Below are 21,667 nucleotides of genomic sequence, written 5' to 3'. Positions count from 1 at the left end.
CCCGGACTCAACGCCCTGACCAGTGGACTTGTGGAGTGTTACGGGAGTGTTCTTGTGAGCCGTAGGGGCAGCCACCGCGTCTCGGGCGGCCGAGCCGCCGCCCGCCGAGCCGCCCGCCGCGGCACCACCGGCCGGACCGACCCGATGCGCCGGCTGCTGCCGCAGGCGATGGTGGTCGCCGCGCTGGCGGGCGGCACCTCCGCCTTCGTCGCCCAGGACAAGGCCGTACGGCTCAGCGTCGACGGCGACGCGCGCACCCTGCACACCTACGCCGACGACGTGGGCGAGCTGCTGGCGGACCAGGACGTCCGCGTCGGCGAGCACGACATCGTCGCCCCCGCGCCCGGGGAGCGGCTCGCCAACGGCGACGAGATCGCCGTCCGCTACGGCCGACCGGTCACCCTCACCCTCGACGGGGAGCGCCGCCGGGTGTGGACCACCGCCCACACGGTTGACGGCGCACTGCGCCAACTGGGCGTACGTGCCGAGGGCGCGTATCTCTCCGCCTCCCGCTCCGCCGCCATCACCAGCCGCGGCCTGCTGCTGCACGTGCGCACCGAGCGCACCGTCACCTTCCTCGCCGACGGACGCGAACACACCATCCGTACGAACGCGGCCACCGTCGGCGAGGCCCTCGCCGCCACCGGGCTCACCCTGCGCGGCCAGGACACCACTTCCGTCCCCCAGGACAGCTTCCCGCGCGACGGCCAGATGGTGACGGTGATGCGGATCACCGGCGGCAAGGAGGTCCGCGACGAGCCGGTGCCCTTCACCACCGTCCACCGCGCCGACCCCACCCTCCCCAAGGGCACCGAACTCGTGGAACGGCCCGGCGAACCGGGCACCCTGCGCACCAGCTACCGGGTGCGCAGCGTCAACGGGGTACGGCAGCGGCCCCGGAAGATCCGCAGCGAGATCGTCAAGCCGCCGGTGGCCCGGATCGTGCGGGTCGGCACCATGACCGTGCCCGCCCGGATCGGCGGCCCGGCGGACGGGCTCAACTGGCGGGCGATGGCGCGCTGCGAATCGGGCGGCCGGGCGGACGCGGTCGACGGCTCCGGCCGCTACGGCGGCCTCTACCAACTCGACCAGGGCACCTGGCACGACCTCGGCGGCCATGGCCGCCCACAGGACGCGCCCGCGGCCGAACAGACGTACCGCGCCAAGAAGCTCTACCAGCAGCGCGGTACCGGGCCCTGGCCGACGTGTGGGCGCAAGCTCCAGCACTAGGCCGCTCGCCCCGGCCCAGTTCCGGGAGGTGCCCCGGCGCGTATGACCAAGCGTCCCGAGCGTGGGGACGCCCGGGAGGAGCTGTCCGTCCGTGAACCGGGCCCCTGAAGAGCGGCCGTAAACTTCCCGGGTGAGCTCCACCGATCCCGATGTCCTGCTCGGCCCCGCCGACATCCGCTCCCTCGCGGCGCGGCTCGGCGTACGCCCGACCAAGCAGCGCGGCCAGAACTTCGTCATCGACGCCAACACGGTCCGCCGGATCGTCCGGACCGCCGGGGTACGCCCCGAGGACGTGGTCGTCGAGGTCGGCCCCGGGCTCGGCTCGCTGACCCTCGCGCTGCTGGAGGCCGCCGACCGGGTCACCGCCGTGGAGATCGACGACGTCCTCGCCGCCGCCCTTCCCGCCACCGTCGAGGCCCGGCTGCCGCACCGCGCCGACCACTTCGCGCTGGTGCACCGCGACGCCCTGCGGGTGACCGAACTGCCGGGCCCCGCCCCGACCGCCCTGGTCGCCAACCTGCCCTACAACGTCGCCGTGCCCGTGCTGCTCCATATGCTCGGGCGCTTCCCGACCATCGAGCGGACCCTGGTCATGGTCCAGGCCGAGGTCGCCGACCGGCTCGCCGCCCCACCCGGCTCCAAGGTCTACGGCGTCCCCTCCGTGAAGGCCGCCTGGTACGCCCACGTCAAGCGCGCGGGTGCGATCGGCCGCAACGTCTTCTGGCCCGCGCCGAATGTCGATTCCGGCCTGGTCTCGCTGATACGCCGGGACGAGCCCCTGCGCACCACCGCCACCCGGGACCAGGTCTTCGCGGTCGTCGACGCGGCGTTCGCCCAGCGCCGTAAGACCCTTCGGGCGGCGCTCGCGGGGTGGGCCGGGTCGGCGGGGGCGGCGGAGGAGGCCCTGAAGGCCGCCGGCGTCTCGCCGCAGGCGCGCGGCGAATCGCTGACGGTGGAGGACTTCGCGGCGATCGCCGAACACGGGCCTGCGGCGGCCTGACCCCACCCGACGCGCCTGCGGCGGGCCCCTGCCCCCACCCCGCCCCTACCCGAGCGGGGGCTGCGCCCCGCACCCCGCCGGGGCTGCGCCCCGCACCCCGCTCCTCAAACGCCGGAGGGGCTGAGTGGTGCAGCATCTCCGCCCCAGGCCCCTTCGGGGTTCTGCCCCGGCGCCCCCGGTGGGGTTCCGCTCCCGCGCCCTCGCCGGGCTTCGCCCTAGACCCCGTTTCGGGGGCACCCAGCCCCTCCGGCGATTGAGGAGCGGGGTCCGGGGCGGAGCCCCGGTTACGGGAAGGGGCGGGGTGGGGAACGAGCCCGCCGCAGGCCCACCCGCCCCGGCAGGCCCCCCGCAGGCCCACCGCCGCAGCCCACCCCCCTAGGCGGGACAATGGCCGCACTCGAAACACCGACCCGCCCCAAGGAGCCCCGTGACCCGCCCCGTGACCGCCCGTGTGCCCGCCAAGGTCAACGTCCAGCTCGCGGTCGGCGGGCTGCGCCCCGACGGGTTTCACGACCTGGCCAACGTCTTCCTCGCCGTCGGGCTCCACGACGAGGTCACCGCCACCCCCTCCGACACCCTCCGCATCACCGTCGAGGGCGCGGACGCCGACCAGGTGCCGCTGGATCACACCAACCTGGCCGCCCGTGCCGCCGTCGCCCTCGCCGAACGGCACGGCATCGAGCCCGGCGTCCACCTCCACATCGCCAAGGACATCCCCGTCGCGGGTGGCATGGCGGGCGGCAGTGCCGATGCCGCCGGGGCGCTGCTGGCGTGCGACGCGCTGTGGGGCACCAAGGCGACCCGCGACGAACTCCTCCAGATCTGCGCCGACTTGGGCAGCGACATCCCCTTCAGCCTCGTCGGCGGCGCCGCCCTCGGCCGGGGCCGGGGCGAGCTGCTGACCCCGCTGGAGACCGGCGGCACCTTCCACTGGGTGTTCGCGGTGGCCGACGGCGGGCTGTCCACCCCCGCCGTCTACCGCGAATGCGACCGGCTGCGCGAGGCGTCCGGCGCGGGCGCGGGCGCCGCCGACGTCCCGGACCCCGAGCCCTCCCAGGCGCTGCTGGACGCGCTGCGCACCGGCGACGCCACCGCGCTGGCCGCCGCCGTCTCCAACGATCTACAGCCCGCCGCGCTCTCGCTGCGCCCCGCGCTCGCCGCCACCCTGCGCGCCGGTGCGGCCGCGGGCGCGCTCGCCTCCCTCGTCTCCGGCTCCGGCCCGACCTGCGCCTTCCTGGCCAAGGGCCCCGAGGCCGCGCAGGCGGTGGCGGCCGCGCTGGCCGCCTCGGGCACCTGCCGCACGGTCCGGATCACCTCCGGCCCGGTCCCGGGAGCACGGCTCGTGGACGCCTGAGCGAGGCGCCCCGCCCACCTGCCGCGCGTCCGGATCACCTCCGGCCCGGCACCTCCGGCCCGCTCCCCGGCGCACGGCTCGTGGACGCCTGAGCGGGGCGCCCCGCACGGCGACTACCCTGGGGAGCCGATCGATCCGCGTAATGGAGTGTGATGGCGACCAACCTGGTCAACGTTGAATCCGTCGGCAAGGTGTACGGCACCCGTGCGCTGCTGGACGGCGTCTCCCTCGGGGTGAACGACGGCGACCGCATCGGCGTCGTCGGCCGCAACGGCGACGGCAAGACCACGCTCATCCGGATCCTCGCCAAGCTGGAGCCCGCCGACGACGGCCGCGTCACCCATGCCGGGGATCTGCGGCTCGGCGTGCTCACCCAGCACGACTCCCTCGACCCCGAGGCCACCATCCGCCATGAGGTGATCGGCGATCTCGCCGACCACGAGTGGGCGGGCAACGCCAAGATCCGGGATGTGCTCACCGGGCTGTTCGGCGGGCTCGACCTGCCCGGCTTCCCGCAGGGGCTCGACACCGTCATCGGCCCGCTGTCCGGCGGTGAGCGCCGCCGTATCGCGCTGGCCCAACTGCTGATCGCCGAGCAGGACCTGATCGTCCTCGACGAGCCCACCAACCACCTCGACGTCGAGGGCATCTCCTGGCTGGCCGGGCATCTGCGCGCCCGCCGCTCGGCCCTGGTGGTGGTCACCCACGACCGCTGGTTCCTCGACCAGGTCTGCACCCGGATGTGGGACGTCCAGCGCGGCGCCGTCCATGAGTACGAGGGCGGCTACAGCGACTATGTCTTCGCCCGTGCCGAGCGCGAGCGCATCGCCGCCAGCGAGGAGGCCAAGCGGCAGAACCTGATGCGCAAGGAGCTCGCCTGGCTGCGCCGTGGCGCCCCCGCCCGCACCAGCAAGCCCCGCTTCCGTATCGAGGCCGCCAACGCGCTGATCGCCGATGTGCCGGCGCCGCGCGACAGCGCCGAGCTGATGCGGTTCGCGAACTCCCGGCTCGGCAAGACCGTCTTCGACCTGGAGGACGTGACCGTCACCGCCGGGCCCAAGGTGCTGCTCAAGCATCTGACCTGGCAGCTCGGGCCCGGTGACCGGATCGGCCTGGTGGGCGTGAACGGCGCGGGCAAGACCTCGCTGCTGCGCGCCCTGTCCGAGGCCGCCAGCAGCGAGGGCGAACAGCAGCCCGCCGCGGGCCGGGTCACGGTCGGCAAGACCGTAAGGCTCGCGTATCTGTCCCAGGAGGTCGCCGAACTCGACCGGAACCTGCGGGTCCTGGAGGCCGTCGAGCAGGTGCGGCAGCGCGTCGACCTCGGCAAGGGCCGGGAGATGACCGCATCCCAGCTATGCGAGAAGTTCGGCTTCACCAAGGAGAAGCAGTGGACCCCGGTCGGCGATCTCTCCGGCGGTGAGCGGCGCCGGCTCCAGATCCTGCGGCTGCTGATGGACGAGCCCAATGTGCTCTTCCTGGACGAGCCCACCAACGACCTGGACATCGAGACCCTGACCCAGCTCGAGGACGTGCTCGACAGTTGGCCCGGTTCGCTCGTGGTCATCAGCCACGACCGCTACTTCATCGAGCGCACCACCGACCGGGTGCTCGCGCTGCTGGGCGACGCCGCCCTGCGGATGCTGCCGCGCGGCGTGGACGAGTACCTGGAGCGGCGGCAGCGCGCCCTGGCGGAGGCCGCCCCGGCCGCCGCGCCCGCCAAGCAGAAGGCCGACGAACAGGTCGCCCGGCAGCGGTCGGCGGCCGAGCAGCGCGCCGCGAAGAAGGAACTCCAGAAGATCGAGCGGCGGCTGGACCGGATCAGCGAGCAGGAGTCCGATCTGCATACCCGGATCGCCGAGCACGCCACGGACTTCGCCAAGGTCGCCGAACTGGACACCCAACTGCGCGAGCTGACGGGGGAGCGGGAGGACCTGGAGACCCGGTGGCTGGAGCTGGCCGACGACGCCTGAGCGGTGGAGGAGCAAGGGGCGGGCCGCCTCCGATGTGAGTGGCCTGAAAGCATCGTGTGAAGAGGCTGTGCGCCCCAGGCGCGCGCCCTGGCAACGGTCGCGTCACAGGCCGGTCTCAGGTGGTCGATGACCTGGAAACTGGTCCCTATTGCGCCCCTTACGGGTGATACAAAGAACTCCCGCCTGCCTTCCGCTCAATGGCGGGGTTCCACGTCCGATTCGCTCCTTCCCGGAGGGCTTTGACCACCGGGATCGCGGGGGAGGCCGGTCGGTCGGTGGGTCCCGCACCTGAAGGATTTCGCATGTCACAGCCGCCTCCGCCGCCCAACCAGCCGCCGCAGGGTGGCTTCGGGGCGCCGCAGGATCCGGGTTACGGCTATCCGCAGCAGCCGCCCACGCCGCCTCCGGGCCAGCAGGGTTACGGCAGTCCGCAGGCACCCGGTCAGCCACCGCAGACCCCGCCTCCGCCGCCGGCGGCACCGCCCGCCCCGCCGCAGACGCCCCCGCCGGGCGTCGGCGGCTACGGCTACCCGGAGCAGCCGGTATCCGGCCAGCAGCCTTACGGTCAGCCGCAGTACGGGCAGCAGCAGTACGGCCAGCAGCCTTACGGTCAGTCGCAATTCGGCCAGCAGCCTTACGGCCAGCAGTACGGCCAGCCGCCGCAGGCCCAGTTCCCCGGCGGCCCCGGTCCGGGCGCCCCCGGCGGCTCCGGCCGGTCCAAGCAGCGTATGGCGATCATCGTCAGCGCCGTGGTCGCGGTCGCCCTGATCATCGGCGGCGGCATCTGGTTCGCCACCAAGGACGACGGTGGCGGCAGCGAGGCCAAGGACAAGGACAAGCAGTCCACCCAGGGCTCTTCAAGCGGTTCCACGGGCGGCGAGGACAAGCCCGCCAAGACCGTAGATGCCAAACTGCTCAACAAGGTTCCGATGCCCCAGGTTTCCGACCAGGTCACCGTCGAGGGCATGTGGGTCACCGACGACACCTTCGTGAAGGCCGGCGTGTACAAGATCGTCGGCTATCCGCTCAGCGGCGGCACCGCGAAGTGGACGATCCCGCTGGACGGCGCGGTCTGCTGGTCCTCGGACCACCTCACCAAGGACGGCCTGACCACGGTCCTCTACCAGGAGGCCAAGCCGTCGGCCAAGGACAAGTACCCCGGCTGCTCCGAGATCGGGCTGCTGGACCTCAAGAACGGCAAGATGCTCTGGCACCGGAACGTCAAGGAGGGTGACGAGAAGGTCCGCTTCGACGAGGTCACCATCGGCGGCGGCACCGTGGCCGCGGGCGGCACCAGCGGCGGCGCCGCCTGGTCCACCTCGGGCCAGGCGCTGTGGAAGCCGAAGTCCGGCGAGCAGTGCTCGGACGACGGCTACGCGGGCGGCGAGGACAAGCTGGTCGCGGTGCGCCGCTGCGGCGACTACGACAACCCGCAGATCCAGGTCCAGACGCTGAACCCGAAGACGGGCGCGGTGAAGTCGGCCTACAAGGTCTCGCAGGGCATCGACTACGTCCATGTCGCCTCCACCGACCCGCTGGTGATCGGCGTCGACGCCGGTGACTCCACCGGCTCGGCGGTCTCGGACTTCCTGTCCATCGACGACAGCGCCAAGACCGGCAAGGTGCTCGGCAAGATCGGCACCGAGAACGGTAAGTACGACGCCAAGTGCGACTCGACCAATGTCGAGGGCTGCCGGAAGATCGCCGTCTCCAAGTCGGCCAACACCCTCTTCCTCGGCTCCGAGGACCGCACCGACTCCACCGCCGCGACGGCCAACGAGGTCGTGGCGTTCAGCCTGGCCAACGGCAAGCCGATCGGGAAGACGGACGGGGTCAAGGGCGCAGCCCTCACCCCGCTCGGGCTCGACGAGGACGGCTCCGTCCTCGCCTACCAGGAGAGCACCTGGGAGGCCGGCGGCGCGGTCTGGAAGATCGACCCCAAGTCGTACGCCAAGACCAAGCTGCTCCAGAACTCCGTCGCCTCCCATGAGGTGGAGTCGAAGTTCAGCCCCAGCTACTCGGAGATCATCTACTCCGGGAAGCACCTCTTCATGAGCGACGTCTACGCCACCAAGCCCTCGGGCAGCTACGACAAGGACGACCCGCTGGCGATCATCTTCGGCGCGAGCTGACCCGTTCGGCGTTCGCCAGGCCCACGGCGGCCCCGCCCGTACCCACCGTACGGGCGGGGCCGCCGCCTTTCGCCCCGGCGGAGCGCCGGGGCACGCGCCCGCGCGGAACCCGGCCGCATCGGTCCGATTCAGACGTCAACCGGACCTCAAGTAGGCACTAATGGCCGGGATTTCGGCATTCCGGGGGGCTTCTGCCCGGTAAGGGGCGCGCAACGTCGAACAAGCGTGTAGCTTTCCCCCCTGAGCGAATGGGGGGAGCTCATGGGCGTGCGACTCATGGTGGTCGATGACCACCGTCTGCTCGCGGAGGCGCTCGCCTCGGCGCTGAAGCTGCGCGGGCACCGGGTGCTCGCCGCGGCGGCACCGAGCGCGGGCGCGGCGGACCTGGTGGTGAGCCGGGCACCGGAGGTGTGCCTGCTGGGCACGGCGGCACCCGCCGAACCAGGGGTGTTCGACCCGGTGGTGCAGATCAAGAAGGAGCGGCCGCAGGTCGCGGTCGTGGTGCTCGGCCCGGTGCCGAGCCCGCGCGGCATAGCCGCCGCCTTCGCCGCCGGCGCATCCGGCTATGTGCGCCACGACGAGCGGATCGAGGGGGTCGAACGCGCCATGATGAAGGCGCGCGCGGGCGAGGCCGCCGTGGCGCCCCAGTTGCTCCAGGGAGCCTTCGCGGAGCTGCTCAACCCCGCGGCCCAGCCCGACGACGAGGGTGCCCGGCTGCTGCGCATGCTGACCCCGCGCGAGGTGGAGGTGCTGGTGCGGGTCGCCGAGGGCGAGGACACCCGGCTGATCGCCGCGGGCATGGGGATCGCCCCCAGCACGGCCCGCACCCATGTGCAGCGGGTGCTGATGAAGCTCGGGGTGGGCTCACGGCTGGAGGCGGCGGCCCTGGCGGCCCGCACCGGGCTGCTGGACCGCGCGGCATCCCGCCGGATCGCGTCGCCCTCGGCCCAGCCCGCGCCCCAGCCGCCCGCGCCGCAGCCGTCCTCGCCCAAGCCGCCCGCGTCGGCGCCGTAGCCCGCGTAGGCGCCGTGGCGGCCCCGCGCCGCGGCTCGCGGTGGCCCGCGTCGCTCAGCCCTCTCCGGTTCCGGGCCTTCCGGCCCCGGGCCCCCCGGCGTCGGGCCCTCCGCCCTCCGGCCCGCCCTCCGACCCGCCCTCCGGCCCGGCCTCCGGCTTGGGCGCGGCCCCGGGGGCGGAGAGCGGCCTGAGCTTCATCCACAGCAGGAAGAGCAGGCCGACCGCGAGCATGCACCATCCGGTCCAGAGGTTGATGTTGATGCCCGATGCCTTCTTCACATCCGCCTCCGAGGCGGTGAACCCGGCGATGAGGACGATGATCGCGTAGATCACGAACAGCCCGCCGATGATCCGCCGCACATCGAACAGCCGCGCCGCGGTCGCCGACCTCTGCTCCAGCTCCTCGACCTCGGACCGGTATACATACTCCTCACTCATGGCGTGGGCTCCTTATCCGCCGGAGGCTTACAGGGAGAACGGGATGTAGCACAGGGCCGCGAGGACCAGCGCGCTCCAGCCCAGCACGGCCGGGCGGCGGTACCACGCCTCGTCGCCCGGCGCCGGCGGCTCGGGCACACCGGGCGCGGTGGTGCCGTAGACCAGACCGGCCAGCGACTCCACCGGCCTGGGCCTGGTGAACGGGGTCACCGCGACCATCACCACCCCGCCGACCACGAACGCCACGATGGCGGAGACGAAGTTGGCGCCCTGGTCGCTGGGGATGGAGATGACGCCGGCCCGGTAGAGCCAGAAGTAGTTGATCATCGCGGCCACGGTGCCGCAGAGCAGCCCCCAGAACCCGGCCTGGGCGGTGGCCCGCTTCCAGAACATCCCGATGATGAAGACGCAGAACAGCGGCACGTTGAAGAACGAGAACAGCGTCTGGAGGTAGTTCATGATGTTGCTGAACGAGGAGGCGATGAAGGCCGTCCCCATCCCGGCCAGCACACCGATCGCCGTCACCACCCGCCCGGTCAGCAGGTAGTACCCGTCCGGCCGGTCCTTTTTGACGTACGCCCGCCAGATGTCGTGGGTGAAGACCGTGTTGAAGGACGACACATTGGCCGCCATGCCCGCCATGAAGGCGGCCAGCAGCCCGGTCACCGCGAGCCCCAGCACCCCGTTCGGCAGCAGCTCGCTCATCAGCAGCGGAATCGCGTCGTTGTACTGGAGACCGCTCTTCTTCGAGCCGATCTCCGGGTCCATGGTCAGCGCGATCAGCCCCGGGACCACCACGATCAGCGGGATGAACATCTTCGGGAACGCGGCGATCAGCGGGGTGCGCTGGGCGGCCGAGAGGTTCCTGGCCGACAGGGCGCGCTGCACCTCGGCGAAGTTGGTCGTCCAGTAGCCGAAGCTCAGGCAGAAGCCGAGGCCCAGCACGATGGTCAGCCAGTTGGCGCCCAGCGGGTTGGGGGAGCCGATGCCGGTGCCACCCCAGGCGGAGACGAAATTCGGGCCGTGGGAGTGCACCAGCGAGTCCTTGAGCCCGCCGAAGCCGCCGACCCGCCGCAGGCCGATCACGGTGAGCGGGATGAGGGCGGCCAGGATCACAAAGAACTGGAGCACCTCGTTGTAGATCGCCGAGGAGAGCCCGCCGAGGGTGATGTACGCGAGCACGAAGAGCCCCGCGACCACGATGGCCACCCACTGCGGCCAGCCCAGCAGCGCCTCCACCACGATCGCCATCGCGTAGAGGTTCACGCCCGCGATCAGGACGGACGCGATCGAGAAGATGATCGAGCTGAGCAGATGCGAGGACGGTCCGTAGCGGTGCAGCAGGAACTCGGGGACGGACCGTACCTTGGAACCGTAGTAGAAGGGCATCATCACCAGGCCGAGGAAGACCATGGCCGGAATGGCCCCCACCCAGTACCAGTGCACGGTGTACACCCCGTACTGCGCGCCGTTGGCGGCCATCCCCAGGATCTCCAGGGCGCCCAGATTCGCGGCGACGAAGGCCAGCCCGGTGACCCACGCGGGCAGCGACCGGCCGGAGAGAAAGAAGTCGAGGCTGGTCTTGACGCTCGCTCTGGCGGCGAATCCCACGCCGAGGACGACGACGAAGTAGAGGATCAGGATCGTGTAGTCGAGCGCGTTGGTGGGAAGCCGGAGCCCTTCGGCCAGATAGCGCATGGTCTCGCCTCATCGCCTGAACGGAATGCACCAGAAACGTTCGGTGAACGTATCCGAATTCTTGTGGTTTGTCCGAGCGCCTCCACCGTGCATTGACGCCACTGTTGGCTTGTGGTTCATTATGTTGAGTTGTGTTGGGTGCACCTGACAGGAGCTGGCGGAGTGAAGAAGACGGCGACGCGGCTTGCGGACGGACGCGAGCTGATCTATTACGACGCGCGCGACGACGCGGTGCGCGACGCCGTCGACCAGCGGCCTCTCGACCCCATCGCGACCAGCTCGGAGATCCGGCACGACCGCCTCCTCGGCGACCGGGTGGCGATCGCCTCCCACCGCCAGGCCCGCACCTACCACCCGCCGGCCGACCAATGCCCGCTGTGCCCCTCCCGCGAGGGGCGGCACAGCGAGATCCCCGCCGCCGGCTATGACGTCGTGGTCTTCGAGAACCGCTTCCCGTCGCTGGCCGGGGACTCGGGCCGGTGCGAGGTCGTGTGCTTCACCTCCGACCACGACGCCTCCTTCGCCGACCTCGACGCCGCACAGGCCGCTCTGGTGCTCGACGCCTGGACCGACCGCACCGCCGAGCTGGCCCAACACCCCGCCGTCGAGCAGGTCTTCTGCTTCGAGAACCGCGGTAAGGAGATCGGCGTCACGCTCGGCCATCCGCACGGCCAGATCTACGGGTATCCCTTTGTGACCCCGCGTACCCGGCTGATGCTCCGCTCGCTCGCCGAGCACCGTGTGGCCACCGGTCGGAATCTGTTCGATGATGTGGTCGCCGATGAGCTGGCCGACGGGCGCCGGGTGGTGCTCGACGGCGAGCACTGGGTCGCGTTCGTCCCCTACGCCGCCCACTGGCCGTACGAGGTGCATCTCTACCCGAAGCGGCGGGTTCCGGACCTGCCGTCGCTGGACGAGGCCGCGCGCACAGAGTTTCCACAGATGTATCTGGAACTCTTGAAGCGCTTCGACCGGATTTTCGGGGCGGGTGAGCCGCCCACGCCCTACATCTCCGCCTGGCACCAGGCGCCGTACCGCATGACCGACCGCGGTGAATTCGCTCTTCACCTCGAGCTTTTCACCATTCGCCGCACTTCCGGCAAGCTGAAGTTTCTCGCGGGTTCCGAATCCGGCATGAATGTGTTCATCAACGATGTGCCGCCGGAGGCCGCGGCCGAGCGACTGCGAGAGGTAGCGAGCAAGTGAGCAATGCGCAGCAGAAGAAGTACCTGGTCACCGGCGGCGCCGGCTATGTCGGCAGCGTGGTCGCGGCGCATCTGCTCGAAGCCGGCCACCGGGTGACGGTGCTGGACGACCTGTCCACCGGGCACCGGGAGGGGGTCCCCGAGGGCGCGGAGTTCATCGAGGGCCGCATCCAGGACGCCGGCAAGTGGCTCGACCCCACCTTCGACGGCGTGCTGCACTTCGCCGCGTTCTCCCAGGTCGGCGAGTCCGTCGTCAACCCCGAGAAGTACTGGGTCAACAATGTGGGCGGCACCACCGAGCTGCTCGCCGCGATGCGCGACGCCGGGGTGCGCACCCTCGTCTTCTCCTCCACCGCCGCCACCTACGGCGAGCCCGACCAGGTCCCGATCACCGAGGACCTGCCGACCGCGCCCACCAACCCCTACGGCGCCAGCAAGCTCGCCGTCGACCACATGATCAGCGGCGAATGCGCCGCCCACGGGCTGGCCGCGGTCTCCCTGCGCTACTTCAACGTCGCGGGTGCCTACGGGGCCTACGGCGAGCGCCATGACCCCGAGTCCCACCTCATCCCCCTGGTGCTCCAGGTCGCCCAGGGCCGGCGCGAGGCCATCTCGGTCTTCGGCGAGGACTACCCCACCCCCGACGGCACCTGCGTCCGCGACTACATCCACGTCGCCGACCTCGCCGACGCCCATCTGCTCGCCCTCGGCGCCGCGACCTCCGGCGAGCACCTGATCTGCAACCTCGGCAACGGCAACGGCTTCTCCGTCCGCGAGGTCATCGAGACGGTGCGCCAGGTCACCGGCCACCCCATCCCGGAGATCGCCGCCCCGCGCCGCGGCGGCGACCCGGCGGTCCTGGTGGCCTCCGCCGAGCGCGCCAAGGAGCGCCTGGGCTGGCGCCCGACCCGCGCCGACCTGGCCGGAATCGTCGCGGACGCATGGGAGTTCGCGCAGCGGAGGGAGAGTCAGTGACGGACGAGCACGGCCCCGGGCGGGCCACGGCGGGGTTCCACGAGGTCTACGGCACCGAGCCCGGCGGCGTCTGGGCGGCGCCGGGCCGGGTCAATCTGATCGGCGAGCACACCGACTACAACGACGGCTTCGTGATGCCGCTCGCCCTGCCCCACACCTGCCTGGCCGCCGCCACCCCGCGCACCGACGGGGTGCTGCGGCTCCACTCGGGCGACGCCCCGGGCGGAATCGTCGAGCTGCGGGTCGAGGAGCTGACGCCGGTCGCGGGCGGGGCCGGCGGCGGCGACCGCGGCGGCTGGGCGGCCTATCCGGCCGGAGTGGTCTGGGCGCTGCGCGAGGAGGGGCTGCTGACGGGTGCGGCCGGGGGTGCGGACCTGCACTTCGAATCCACCGTGCCCACCGGCGCCGGGCTGTCGTCGTCCGCCGCGCTGGAGGTGGTCACGGCCACCGCGCTCAGCGAGCTGTACGGACTGGGGATCAGCCCGCGGCGTATCGCCCAGCTCTGCCAGCGCGCGGAGAACGTCTTCGTGGGCGTGCCCTGCGGGATCATGGACCAGATGGCGTCCGCGTGCTGCACCGAGGGGCACGCCCTGTTCCTGGACGCCCGTGATCTCACCCAGCGCCAGGTGCCGTTCGACCTGGCGGCCGAGGGGCTGCGGCTGCTGGTGGTGGACACCCGCGTCAAGCACGAGCTGGGCGACGGCGCCTATGCGAACCGGCGGGCCGCCTGTGAGGCGGCCGCCGAGGCGATCGGGGTGCCGGCGCTGCGCGATGTGCCCTTCGAGGGGCTGGACGCGACGCTCGCCCAACTGGAGCGGCTGGGCTGCGACGCGACCACCCGGCGGCGGGTGCGCCATGTGGTGACCGAGGACCGCAGGGTGGAGGAGGTCATCGAGCTGCTCGACGCGGGGGACACGCGGTCCATCGGGCCGGTGCTGACCGCCGGGCACGCCTCCTGCCGCGACGACTTCGAGATCTCCTGCGCGGAGCTCGACCTCGTCGTGGAGTCGGCGAACGCGGCGGGTGCGCTGGGTGCGCGGATGACCGGCGGCGGCTTCGGCGGCTCGGCCATCGTGCTGGTGGCGGAGGGGGATGCGGAGGCGGTGGGCAAGGCGGTCACCGAGGCGTTCGGCGCGGCGGGCTACGGCGCTCCGCGGATCTTCCCGGCGGTGCCCAGCGCGGGGGCGCGACGGCTGTAGCCGGGCGTTCTCGGTAGATCTTCGCGGCTCGTGGATCACTCAGTCCCCAAGAGCGAACAAGAAACACACAGTGAACAGCCGAGAACAGTCAGTTTCGCTAATCCGCTTCCTATATGAGACCACAGCCTTACTCTGAGTACAGCGTCGGTGGGGGCCGACGCTTGTTCAGGGGGCGAGACAGTCAGGTACGACGCCCGGGCGGGGTAGCAATCACAGCACGGCGGCGGCCGTGCGGGTTGCCGTGACCTTGCGCCGGGCGCCGTACCCGCACTGTTTCTCGGTGTATCCGGAATCTTCATCCGGCGACTGGGGGGTTGTCCGTGGCACGTATTCGGGTTCTCGTGGTTGACGACCATCGTATTTTCGCCGAGTCACTGGCCGCCGCCCTCGCGGCGGAACAGGACGTGGACGTGGCGGCGGCCGGCAGCGGCCCGGCGGCGCTGCGCTGTCTGGAGCGCGCCGCGGCGGAGGGGCGCCGCTTCGACATTCTGCTGGTCGACGCAGATCTGGGCGCGACCGCCGACGGCGCGGGCCCACCGCTCCCGGTGCCGGCCGAGGTGGCCTACGGCGGGGCGAACGGCACGCCGCACAACGGCATTCACGGCGGACCGCACAGCGGGCCGCATGGCGGGCCGCACGGTGGCCCCGCCCGGGCGGTGAACGGCCGGGTGGCCGACGGCATATGGCTGGTCGGCGCGGTCCGCTCCACCCAGCCGGGGGTGCGCACCGTGGTGCTGGCCGAGCGCGACGATCCGCGCCGCGCGGCGGTGGCGCTCCAGGCCGGGGCGTCCGGCTGGGTCGCCAAGGACTGCTCACTGGTCCGGCTGCTCGCGGTCATCCGGGGGGTGCTCCGGGAGGAGACCCATCTGCCGCCCGCGCTGCTCACCGGCGTCCTGCGGGAGTTGACGGCCGCCCGAAAGCACCGCACCGAAAGCGAGCGCCTGGTCGAGTCGCTGACCCCGCGTGAGCGGGAGGTGCTGCGCTGCATGGTGGCCGGGCTCGGCCGTAAGGCCGTCGCCGAGCGGCTCTTCCTCTCCCCCCACACCGTCCGCACCCATATGCAGAATGTGCTGGGCAAGCTGGGCGTGCACTCCACGCTGGCGGCCGTGGCGCTGGCGCGGCGCGCCGGTGTGGGCCCGGTCGACCTAGCCGGGGAGATTGTCGAAAGGGGCGGTCAACTGGCGTAGCAGCGCGGCCAGTTCGGCGCGCTGGGCCTGGGAGAGCTCGGCCAGGATGGCGTGCTCATGGTCCAGCAGCCCGGCCAGTGCCTGATCGGCGCGGTCACGTCCCTCGGCGGTCAGCCGGACCAGCACACCGCGCCGGTCACTCGGGTCGGGCCCCCGCTCCACCAGCCCCTTCTTGGCGAGCCGGTCGATGCGGTTGGTCATGGTGCCCGAGGTGACCAGGGTCTGGGTCAGCAACTGCCCGGGGGAGAGGTGGTACGGGGGCCCGGCCCGGCGCAGCGAGGTCAGGACGTCGAACTCCCAGGGCTCCAGGTTGTGCTCGGCGAAGGCGATCCGCCGCGCCCGGTCCAGATGGCGGGCGAGCCGGCTGACCCGGCTGAGCACTTCGAGCGGTTCCACATCGAGGTCGGGGCGTTCCCGCCGCCACGCCGCGACCAGCCGATCGACCTCGTCCTCCATGGCGATCAGTGTAGTGGGTCTGTCGACATGAAGTCTCTTGACATCAAGAGATACCGTGGGCAACGGTAAGACACCGGGACGCGCAGCGGTCACGGCGACGCGTCCCGTACCGACCGTACCCACAGGGGGACCGACCATGACCACCGCGCCCAACTGGGATCCCCGGCAGTATCTGCGCCACGCCGGCCACCGCACCCGCCCCTTCCAGGACCTGCTGGCCCGCATCCCCGAACTGCCCACCGGCCCCGGCCGCCCGCCCCGCATCGCCGACCTCGGCTGCGGCCCCGGCAACGTCACCGTCCTGCTCTTCGACCGCTGGCCCGACGCCCATGTCACCGGCCTGGACAACTCCGCCGAGATGCTCGCCGAGGCCCAGCCCCTCGCGGGCCCCACCACCGGCGGCGGCCGCCTCGACCTGCGCCGTACCGATGTGCGGGACTGGGCTCCGGACGAGCCCTACGACCTGATCGTCTCCAACGCCGCCTTCCAGTGGGTCCCCGGCCACCCCGATTCCTTCGGCACCTGGCTGGCCGGACTGCGCCCCGGCGGCACCCTCGCCTTCCAGGTCCCCGGCAACTTCACCGCCCCCAGCCACACCCTGCTGCGCGAGCTGTGCGACGCCCCCGAGTGGCGCGACCGCCTCGCCGACCGCGTCCGCGACCCCGCCTCCGTCCTGGACCCGACCGAGTACCTGGAGCGCCTGGCCGCCCTCGGCTGCGAGGTCGACGCCTGGGAGACCACCTATGTACAGGTCCTGACCGGCCCCGACCCCGTCCTCGACTGGGTCAAGGGCACCGCCCTGCGCCCGGTCCTGACCGCCCTCGCCGACGACCCGCCCGCCCGCGACCGCTTCCTCGCCGCCTACGCCGCCCAACTCCGCGACGCCTACCCCTCCGGCCCCCACGGCACGGCCTTCCCGTTCCGCCGCATCTTCGTCGTGGCCCGCACGACCCAGCGATGATCGCGGCCCTGGACCACGTCCAGCTCGCCGCCCCGCCCGGCAGCGAGCCCGCCCTGCGCGCCTACTACGGCGAGGCGCTCGGCATGACCGAGATCCCCAAACCGCTCGCTCTGGCGGCGGGCGGCGGCCTGTGGTTCGGATGCGGCCCGGTCCAACTGCACCTGGGCATCGAGCCGGGCTTTCGCCCCTCCCGCAAGGCCCACCCGGGCCTGCGGGTCATCGGCATAGAAGCCTTCGCCGCCCGCCTCGCCGGGCAGGGCGCCGAGGTCGTCTGGGACGAGAAACTGCCGGGCCACCGCCGCTTCTACTCCGAGGACCCGGTCGGCAACCGGCTGGAGTTTCTGGAGCCGATCGGATACCACCCGATCGGATGATCGGCTGGGGACTGGCTGTGACGGGCCTCTGCGGACGCATAGCGTCGCGGCGTCGCTTGTGCCGCGGCGTCGCTTGTGCCGCAGTGGCGCTGGTGCCCTCACTGAATGGAAGGCGATCGGTTGTGTGCGTGTCCTTGGCTGCCGAGCGGGAGACCGCGTCCCTGGACGAGGTGCTGTGGCAGGCGTGGAAGGGCATGGAACTCCCCGAGGGCTACCGGGCCGAGATCATCGAGGGGTCCATCGAGGTGTGGCCCATCGGCCGTCGCCGCCATGGAGCGGTCGCCAATCGTCTCCGTCGCGCTCTGACCCTCCATCCGGCGGACGGCCGCTATGCCGGCTACCAAGCCGGAGACGTCATCCACCGTCGCAAGGTCTGGATCCCCGACCTCTTCATCGCCCCCGCGGACCTCGACGAGATCCCCGACGAGGAAGACTTCGGCGTGGACGCGAGCGGAGTCCGGGCCGTATTCGAGGTGGTCTCGCCCGGCCGGGAAGCTAGGCACGCGACCGGGAGCGCAAGCGCCGCGCCTACGCCCGCGCGGGCATCCCGCTCTACGTCCTGATCGACGACTTCGACGGTGACGGCACGGTCGTCATCCTGACGGCACCCGACCCCGACAAGGCCGTCTACGCCGACGAGCACCGCGTCCCCTACGGCACCGACGCCGTCATCCCCGACGGCCCCGCGAAGGGCTTCGTCATCGGAGAGGCCATCGTCGGGCCGTGATGCTCAGCCATTCCAGTCCGGGGTGAGCCGGGTGCCGGCATAGCCCCTTCCCGCGGAAGTCGCGTTCCCGTGACGACCTCGGCCCATACGGTCAGTCCCCCGCGGGAGCGGCGTCCGCCCCAGCGGTGCGCCAGTGCCGCGACCATGAACAGGCCGCGGCCGTGCTCGTCGTTCCCCTCGAGCAACGCGGTGACCGGGATATCGCCCGTGCCCTCGTCGGTCACGGTGACGACGGCCGAGCACCCGGCCAGCGCGAGCGCGACCGCGACCGAGCGGCTGGCGGTGTGTTCCAGCGCGTTGGCGGCGAGTTCGCCGATGACGGTTTCCAGTGCCTCGGTGGTCTCCTCGGGCAACCCCCATGAACGCGCCGTTCCGGCCACGTGTCGACGGGCCGTGGAAGCGGAGGCGAGATCGTCGCCGGGTAGCGTCCAGAGACAGAGCGCCTGCGGGCGTGTGGCGCTGCCGAGTGCGGCGCCGACCGCCTCAAGAGACGCGGCGCACTGGTCCACGACCGGCCCCCTTGGCGCGGACGTCGGAGAGCCACACCCCGGCGAGATGGGCGAGTGTGGCGGCGACGGCCTCGCACAGCTCGTCCCCGTCGGTGGTGAGCGGACCCGCCGTGGCCGGTGCCACGATCCAGCGCCGCCCGCATGCGGCCCGGCGGCCGGCGCGGAGATTCGCCAGGGGCGACGGCCAGCGCATGGCGCCGGAGGCGACGCAGCGCGTGCCGGTCAACGGCGGCCAGCTCGCCGAGCAGCCCGGCGGCGCGAGGAATTCGACCGTCGCCCGCAGCGGCACGTCCAGTACGAGCCCGAGGGCCGTGCCGCTCGCTCGCAGCCGTTGCAGGGCGACCGCCCCGATCGTGCCGGTCACTCGGGTGACGTCCCACGCCGTGCCGATGGGCACTTCCGCGGCCCGCCCGGTTCGCCAGGCCCGTTCGACGTCGGATAACCGGGCTCCGGCGGCGACGGCCAGTGCGGTGGGGGTGTGCGGTGTCATGGGCAGCTCCCTTGAGGCGATCGGCTGCCGCATCTGCGACCTTCACGAAGAGCTTGCCATTGACTTCCAACAACTGGCCTCTATGTCAGTAGAGTTCACCAGTGTGGGTGACTGACTCGCTGGAGCCGTCAACTCGATGTGCATCGCCGCATACGCTCGGCGGACTCGACGGGAGGGAGCGTGGGATGACCGCCACGATGACGGGACCGGCCGGACGCATGCAGATCGCGCGGGGGCTGATCGCACTGCGCGAGCGTTGCGGCCTGACGCAGACGCAAGTCGCCGAGCGTGCGGGCGTGAGCAAGGCGACAGTGAGCCGGTACGAGGCGTGGCAGGACCGCGCGCGTATTCGCTGGGCCACCGTCAAGGCACTGGCCGACGCCTGCGAGGCATCCGCCGAGGAACGGGACGCGCTGGTGCGCGTGGTCAAGTCGCAAACCGAGGGCTGGTGGGTCGGCAACAGCGCGGTACCGGAGTGGATCGATCCACTGGTCTCGTTCGAGCATGAGGCGGAGTACGAGCACGTGTACGCGAACAACGTCGTACCCGGACTACTTCAGACCCGTGGCTATGCGACCGCGATCCACCGGGCGTCTGAACTGCGCACCCCCAACGAGCAGGTCGAGCGCATGGTCGACGCCCGGATGCAGCGCCAGAGCATCCTTGACCGGCAAGTGTCCCTGCACCTGTGGGTAATCCTGGACGAAGCCGTACTCCGTCGCATCGTGGGTGATGAGGCTGTGATGGCCGAGCAGTTGGACCACCTGTACGACATGGCGAAGCGCCCGAACATCGATATCCAGCTACTCCCTTTCACGGCTGGAGCCCATGCCGCGGGCTCCGGGCACTTCGTCATCCTCGGCCGGGACGATGCACGAAACCCGCTCAACTCCATGGCCGTCGTGTACATCGAGATGCGGCGCAGGGGCTTGTACCTTGACGACGTGGACGCGGTGTCTTCCTATAAGTTGTCGTTCGATTACCTTCGTTCGCAGGCAGCCGACTCGACAGCATCCCTGCGGCTGCTGGGGACACTGCGACAGGAGTTCTCTTCATGAGCGATCGCATATCTTCCACCGTTGGCATGGCAGCCGCCGTCTGGCGCAGAAGCAGTTACAGCGGCCCCGAGGGCAACGAATGCGTCGAGGTCGCCGACCTCCGCACCCACATCGCCGTCCGCGACTCCAAGAACACGACCGGCCCCGTCCTGACCTTCCCCGTCGAAGGCTTCGCCTCGTTCGTCAGCGAAGTGAAGGCAGGACGCTGGCGCGACTGAGGCCGTCCACAATCCGCGCGGTGGCGGCGCAACAGCGTGTATACATCGTGTAGCAGCGAGAAAGGACGAGTCGGTGTACGTGACGAGGCTGCGGCTCGACGGTGTCCGTGGATTCCATGGGCCGCGCACCGTGGACCTCGACTTCACCCGGCCTGATGGCGGCTACGCCGGTTGGACGGTGCTGGCCGGGCGCAACGGCTCGGGCAAGACCACATTGCTACGGGCCATCGCGCTATGCCTCGCGGGGAATCGGCGGGCCTCCCAGTTGGACGAGGACCTGGAAGGCTGGCTGTCGGAGGGGCGGGAGCACGCCTCGCTCACAGCGGCGCTGCTGCCCGATCCGCGAGAGGATCCAGGGAGCGTCAAGGCGATCGGGCAGGGGCCCCGGTCGGCTGAATTCGAGGTGCGGCTCCAATGGAAGCCCGAGGACGCGCTTTTCCCCGAATCGGGCTATGTCATGCCCACCGAGGTGAAGTTCAGCGGGGGGCGGGAGGCGCGCGCACTATGGTCGTCATCATCCTTCGGCTGGTTTCACGCCGGGTACGGCCCATTCCGCAGGCTGTCCGGGGCCGGGATGTACCACGAAGGCCAGTCCCGTGCCGCCCATCGCGGCGCCGCCAGCCGCGCTGCCGCGATGCGTACGCTCTTCCACGAGCAGGCTGCGCTGACCGAGGCCGTCGACTGGCTGGTCTCGGCGCATCTCTACCGGCTGGAGGAGCGTGCGGGGGCCCAGGGGCTCCTGGACACGGTCATCGCGCTGCTCAACCACGATCTGCTGCCCGATGGCTACCGCGTCGTCGAAGTCGATTCCGACGGGCCATGGCTTCGCCGGAACGACAGCGAGGGTGCGGTGTTCCCGCTGCACCAGATGAGCGACGGATTTCGCACCGTTGTCGCTCTGGTCCTCGACATCGTCTGGCGAATGCATACCGCGTATGGGCACCTGGCCCTCGACTGGCGTATCGGCGTGCATGGCCCCGAACCATGTCTGCCGTACTCGGGCGTGGTGCTGATCGACGAGGTCGACGCACACCTCCATGTCTCCTGGCAGAAGCGCATCGGAGAATGGCTCAAGGCACACTTCCCGGCGATTCAGTTCATCGTCACCACCCACAGCCCGTACATCTGCCAGGCCGCTGACGAACGTGGTCTGATCCGGTTGCCCGGCCCGGACGAGGCGCGGCCCCCGGAGGTGGTCTCCGAGGCCCTGTGGAAGCGCATCGTCTACGGAACAGGCGACGACGCCGCGCTCTCGGACCTGTTCGGGCTGGACACCCCGTACTCGGACGAGGCCCAGGAACTGCGGAAGGAACTGGTCGCGCTGGAGGCTCGCGTGGTCACGGGGCAGGCCACCGACGAGGAGGAGGACCGCCACCAGGATCTGCGGGAGCGGCTGAAGAGCTCACCGCGGACCAGGGTCGCGGAGGTGGAGGCCCGCTTGAAGCGCCTCGGGGCCTTCGAAGAATGATCCG

General features: G+C 71.2%; 21 protein-coding genes. 16 read left to right on the top strand and 5 right to left on the bottom strand.

Going from position 1 to position 21,667, the window contains the following annotated elements; translation table 11 throughout:
• Window positions 1-30: 30 nt before the first annotated feature.
• The 6 genes from ACK1X7_RS21445 to ACK1X7_RS21420 all read left to right on the top strand — a co-directional run bounded on the left by ACK1X7_RS21445 (window position 31) and on the right by ACK1X7_RS21420 (window position 8,700).
• On the top strand, window positions 31-1,230 hold the full coding sequence (locus ACK1X7_RS21445) for a ubiquitin-like domain-containing protein (RefSeq protein WP_385156085.1): 1,200 nt from the start codon (window positions 31-33) through the stop codon (window positions 1,228-1,230).
• A gap of 130 nt (window positions 1,231-1,360) precedes the next feature.
• Window positions 1,361-2,230 carry a 16S rRNA (adenine(1518)-N(6)/adenine(1519)-N(6))-dimethyltransferase RsmA gene (gene rsmA, locus ACK1X7_RS21440; RefSeq protein WP_361512511.1) on the top strand — a complete coding sequence of 290 codons (870 nt, stop codon included), beginning with the start codon at window positions 1,361-1,363 and terminating at the stop codon, window positions 2,228-2,230.
• 427 nt (window positions 2,231-2,657) lie between these two features.
• On the top strand, window positions 2,658-3,584 hold the full coding sequence (locus tag ACK1X7_RS21435) for a 4-(cytidine 5'-diphospho)-2-C-methyl-D-erythritol kinase (protein WP_385157508.1): 927 nt from the start codon (window positions 2,658-2,660) through the stop codon (window positions 3,582-3,584).
• Window positions 3,585-3,736: 152 nt separating this feature from the next.
• The gene (locus ACK1X7_RS21430) at window positions 3,737-5,554 is read left to right on the top strand and encodes an ABC-F family ATP-binding cassette domain-containing protein (protein ID WP_385157505.1); all 1,818 of its coding nucleotides are present in this window, start codon (window positions 3,737-3,739) and stop codon (window positions 5,552-5,554) included.
• A gap of 302 nt (window positions 5,555-5,856) precedes the next feature.
• Window positions 5,857-7,686 (top strand): hypothetical protein, encoded by a 1,830-nt coding sequence (locus tag ACK1X7_RS21425; protein WP_390792160.1) that lies wholly within the window; start codon window positions 5,857-5,859, stop codon window positions 7,684-7,686.
• Window positions 7,687-7,947: 261 nt separating this feature from the next.
• Window positions 7,948-8,700, top strand: coding sequence for a response regulator transcription factor (locus tag ACK1X7_RS21420; protein WP_385151391.1), 753 nt, complete (start codon window positions 7,948-7,950; stop codon window positions 8,698-8,700).
• A gap of 54 nt (window positions 8,701-8,754) precedes the next feature.
• Here the strand turns inward: ACK1X7_RS21420 and ACK1X7_RS21415 are convergent, their stop codons facing one another.
• Entirely contained in the window at window positions 8,755-9,138 is a 384-nt protein-coding gene (locus tag ACK1X7_RS21415) for a hypothetical protein (protein WP_385151388.1), read from the bottom strand.
• Between the two features lie 27 nt (window positions 9,139-9,165).
• Entirely contained in the window at window positions 9,166-10,836 is a 1,671-nt protein-coding gene (locus ACK1X7_RS21410) for a sodium:solute symporter family protein (protein WP_385151385.1), read from the bottom strand.
• A gap of 162 nt (window positions 10,837-10,998) precedes the next feature.
• Between ACK1X7_RS21410 and galT the strand changes: the two genes are divergently transcribed.
• The 4 genes from galT to ACK1X7_RS21390 all read left to right on the top strand — a co-directional run bounded on the left by galT (window position 10,999) and on the right by ACK1X7_RS21390 (window position 15,402).
• Complete coding sequence (galT, locus tag ACK1X7_RS21405) at window positions 10,999-12,042, top strand: galactose-1-phosphate uridylyltransferase (RefSeq protein WP_385151382.1); 1,044 nt, start codon at window positions 10,999-11,001, stop codon at window positions 12,040-12,042.
• Window positions 12,039-13,016 carry a UDP-glucose 4-epimerase GalE gene (gene galE, locus ACK1X7_RS21400; protein WP_208515995.1) on the top strand — a complete coding sequence of 326 codons (978 nt, stop codon included), beginning with the start codon at window positions 12,039-12,041 and terminating at the stop codon, window positions 13,014-13,016. The genes galT and galE overlap by 4 nt, the downstream gene beginning before the upstream one ends.
• On the top strand, window positions 12,983-14,215 hold the full coding sequence (galK, locus tag ACK1X7_RS21395) for a galactokinase (protein WP_385151379.1): 1,233 nt from the start codon (window positions 12,983-12,985) through the stop codon (window positions 14,213-14,215). The genes galE and galK overlap by 34 nt, the downstream gene beginning before the upstream one ends.
• 320 nt (window positions 14,216-14,535) lie before the next feature.
• Window positions 14,536-15,402: a LuxR C-terminal-related transcriptional regulator gene (locus tag ACK1X7_RS21390; RefSeq protein WP_385151376.1), complete on the top strand. Its 867-nt coding sequence runs from the start codon at window positions 14,536-14,538 to the stop codon at window positions 15,400-15,402.
• Here ACK1X7_RS21390 and ACK1X7_RS21385 read toward each other — a convergent pair.
• On the bottom strand, window positions 15,361-15,858 hold the full coding sequence (locus tag ACK1X7_RS21385) for a MarR family winged helix-turn-helix transcriptional regulator (protein WP_361498935.1): 498 nt from the start codon (window positions 15,856-15,858) through the stop codon (window positions 15,361-15,363). The genes ACK1X7_RS21390 and ACK1X7_RS21385 overlap by 42 nt on opposite strands.
• Before the next feature lie 136 nt (window positions 15,859-15,994).
• Between ACK1X7_RS21385 and ACK1X7_RS21380 the strand changes: the two genes are divergently transcribed.
• From ACK1X7_RS21380 to ACK1X7_RS21370, 3 genes are all read left to right on the top strand, one after another.
• The gene (locus ACK1X7_RS21380) at window positions 15,995-16,819 is read left to right on the top strand and encodes a trans-aconitate 2-methyltransferase (protein WP_385151373.1); all 825 of its coding nucleotides are present in this window, start codon (window positions 15,995-15,997) and stop codon (window positions 16,817-16,819) included.
• Complete coding sequence (locus ACK1X7_RS21375; RefSeq protein WP_385151370.1) at window positions 16,816-17,193, top strand: glyoxalase; 378 nt, start codon at window positions 16,816-16,818, stop codon at window positions 17,191-17,193. Before ACK1X7_RS21380 ends, ACK1X7_RS21375 begins: the two co-directional genes overlap by 4 nt.
• A gap of 128 nt (window positions 17,194-17,321) precedes the next feature.
• Window positions 17,322-17,756, top strand: a complete 435-nt coding sequence (locus ACK1X7_RS21370) for a Uma2 family endonuclease (protein ID WP_385151368.1) — start codon at window positions 17,322-17,324, stop codon at window positions 17,754-17,756.
• Window positions 17,757-17,844: 88 nt separating this feature from the next.
• Here the strand turns inward: ACK1X7_RS21370 and ACK1X7_RS21365 are convergent, their stop codons facing one another.
• Both ACK1X7_RS21365 and ACK1X7_RS21360 read right to left on the bottom strand, forming a co-directional pair.
• The gene (locus ACK1X7_RS21365) at window positions 17,845-18,429 is read right to left on the bottom strand and encodes an ATP-binding protein (protein WP_413115526.1); all 585 of its coding nucleotides are present in this window, start codon (window positions 18,427-18,429) and stop codon (window positions 17,845-17,847) included.
• On the bottom strand, window positions 18,404-18,919 hold the full coding sequence (locus tag ACK1X7_RS21360) for a hypothetical protein (RefSeq protein WP_390792158.1): 516 nt from the start codon (window positions 18,917-18,919) through the stop codon (window positions 18,404-18,406). The genes ACK1X7_RS21365 and ACK1X7_RS21360 overlap by 26 nt, the downstream gene beginning before the upstream one ends.
• 185 nt (window positions 18,920-19,104) lie before the next feature.
• On the opposite strand from ACK1X7_RS21360, the gene ACK1X7_RS21355 reads away from it, so the two are divergent.
• The 3 genes from ACK1X7_RS21355 to ACK1X7_RS21345 all read left to right on the top strand — a co-directional run bounded on the left by ACK1X7_RS21355 (window position 19,105) and on the right by ACK1X7_RS21345 (window position 21,663).
• Complete coding sequence (locus tag ACK1X7_RS21355; protein ID WP_385151359.1) at window positions 19,105-19,977, top strand: helix-turn-helix domain-containing protein; 873 nt, start codon at window positions 19,105-19,107, stop codon at window positions 19,975-19,977.
• Window positions 19,974-20,195 (top strand): DUF397 domain-containing protein, encoded by a 222-nt coding sequence (locus tag ACK1X7_RS21350; RefSeq protein WP_390792157.1) that lies wholly within the window; start codon window positions 19,974-19,976, stop codon window positions 20,193-20,195. Before ACK1X7_RS21355 ends, ACK1X7_RS21350 begins: the two co-directional genes overlap by 4 nt.
• A 73-nt stretch (window positions 20,196-20,268) precedes the next feature.
• Window positions 20,269-21,663, top strand: a complete 1,395-nt coding sequence (locus tag ACK1X7_RS21345) for an AAA family ATPase (protein ID WP_413115525.1) — start codon at window positions 20,269-20,271, stop codon at window positions 21,661-21,663.
• Window positions 21,664-21,667 lie beyond the last annotated feature (4 nt).

This window comes from Streptomyces sp. CY-1 (assembly GCF_047218265.1).
In the GTDB taxonomy this organism is placed as follows: domain Bacteria; phylum Actinomycetota; class Actinomycetes; order Streptomycetales; family Streptomycetaceae; genus Streptomyces; species Streptomyces niphimycinicus.
The sequence above is the reverse complement of the archived record's forward strand: the minus strand, read 5'-3'. Positions and strand labels throughout refer to the sequence as shown.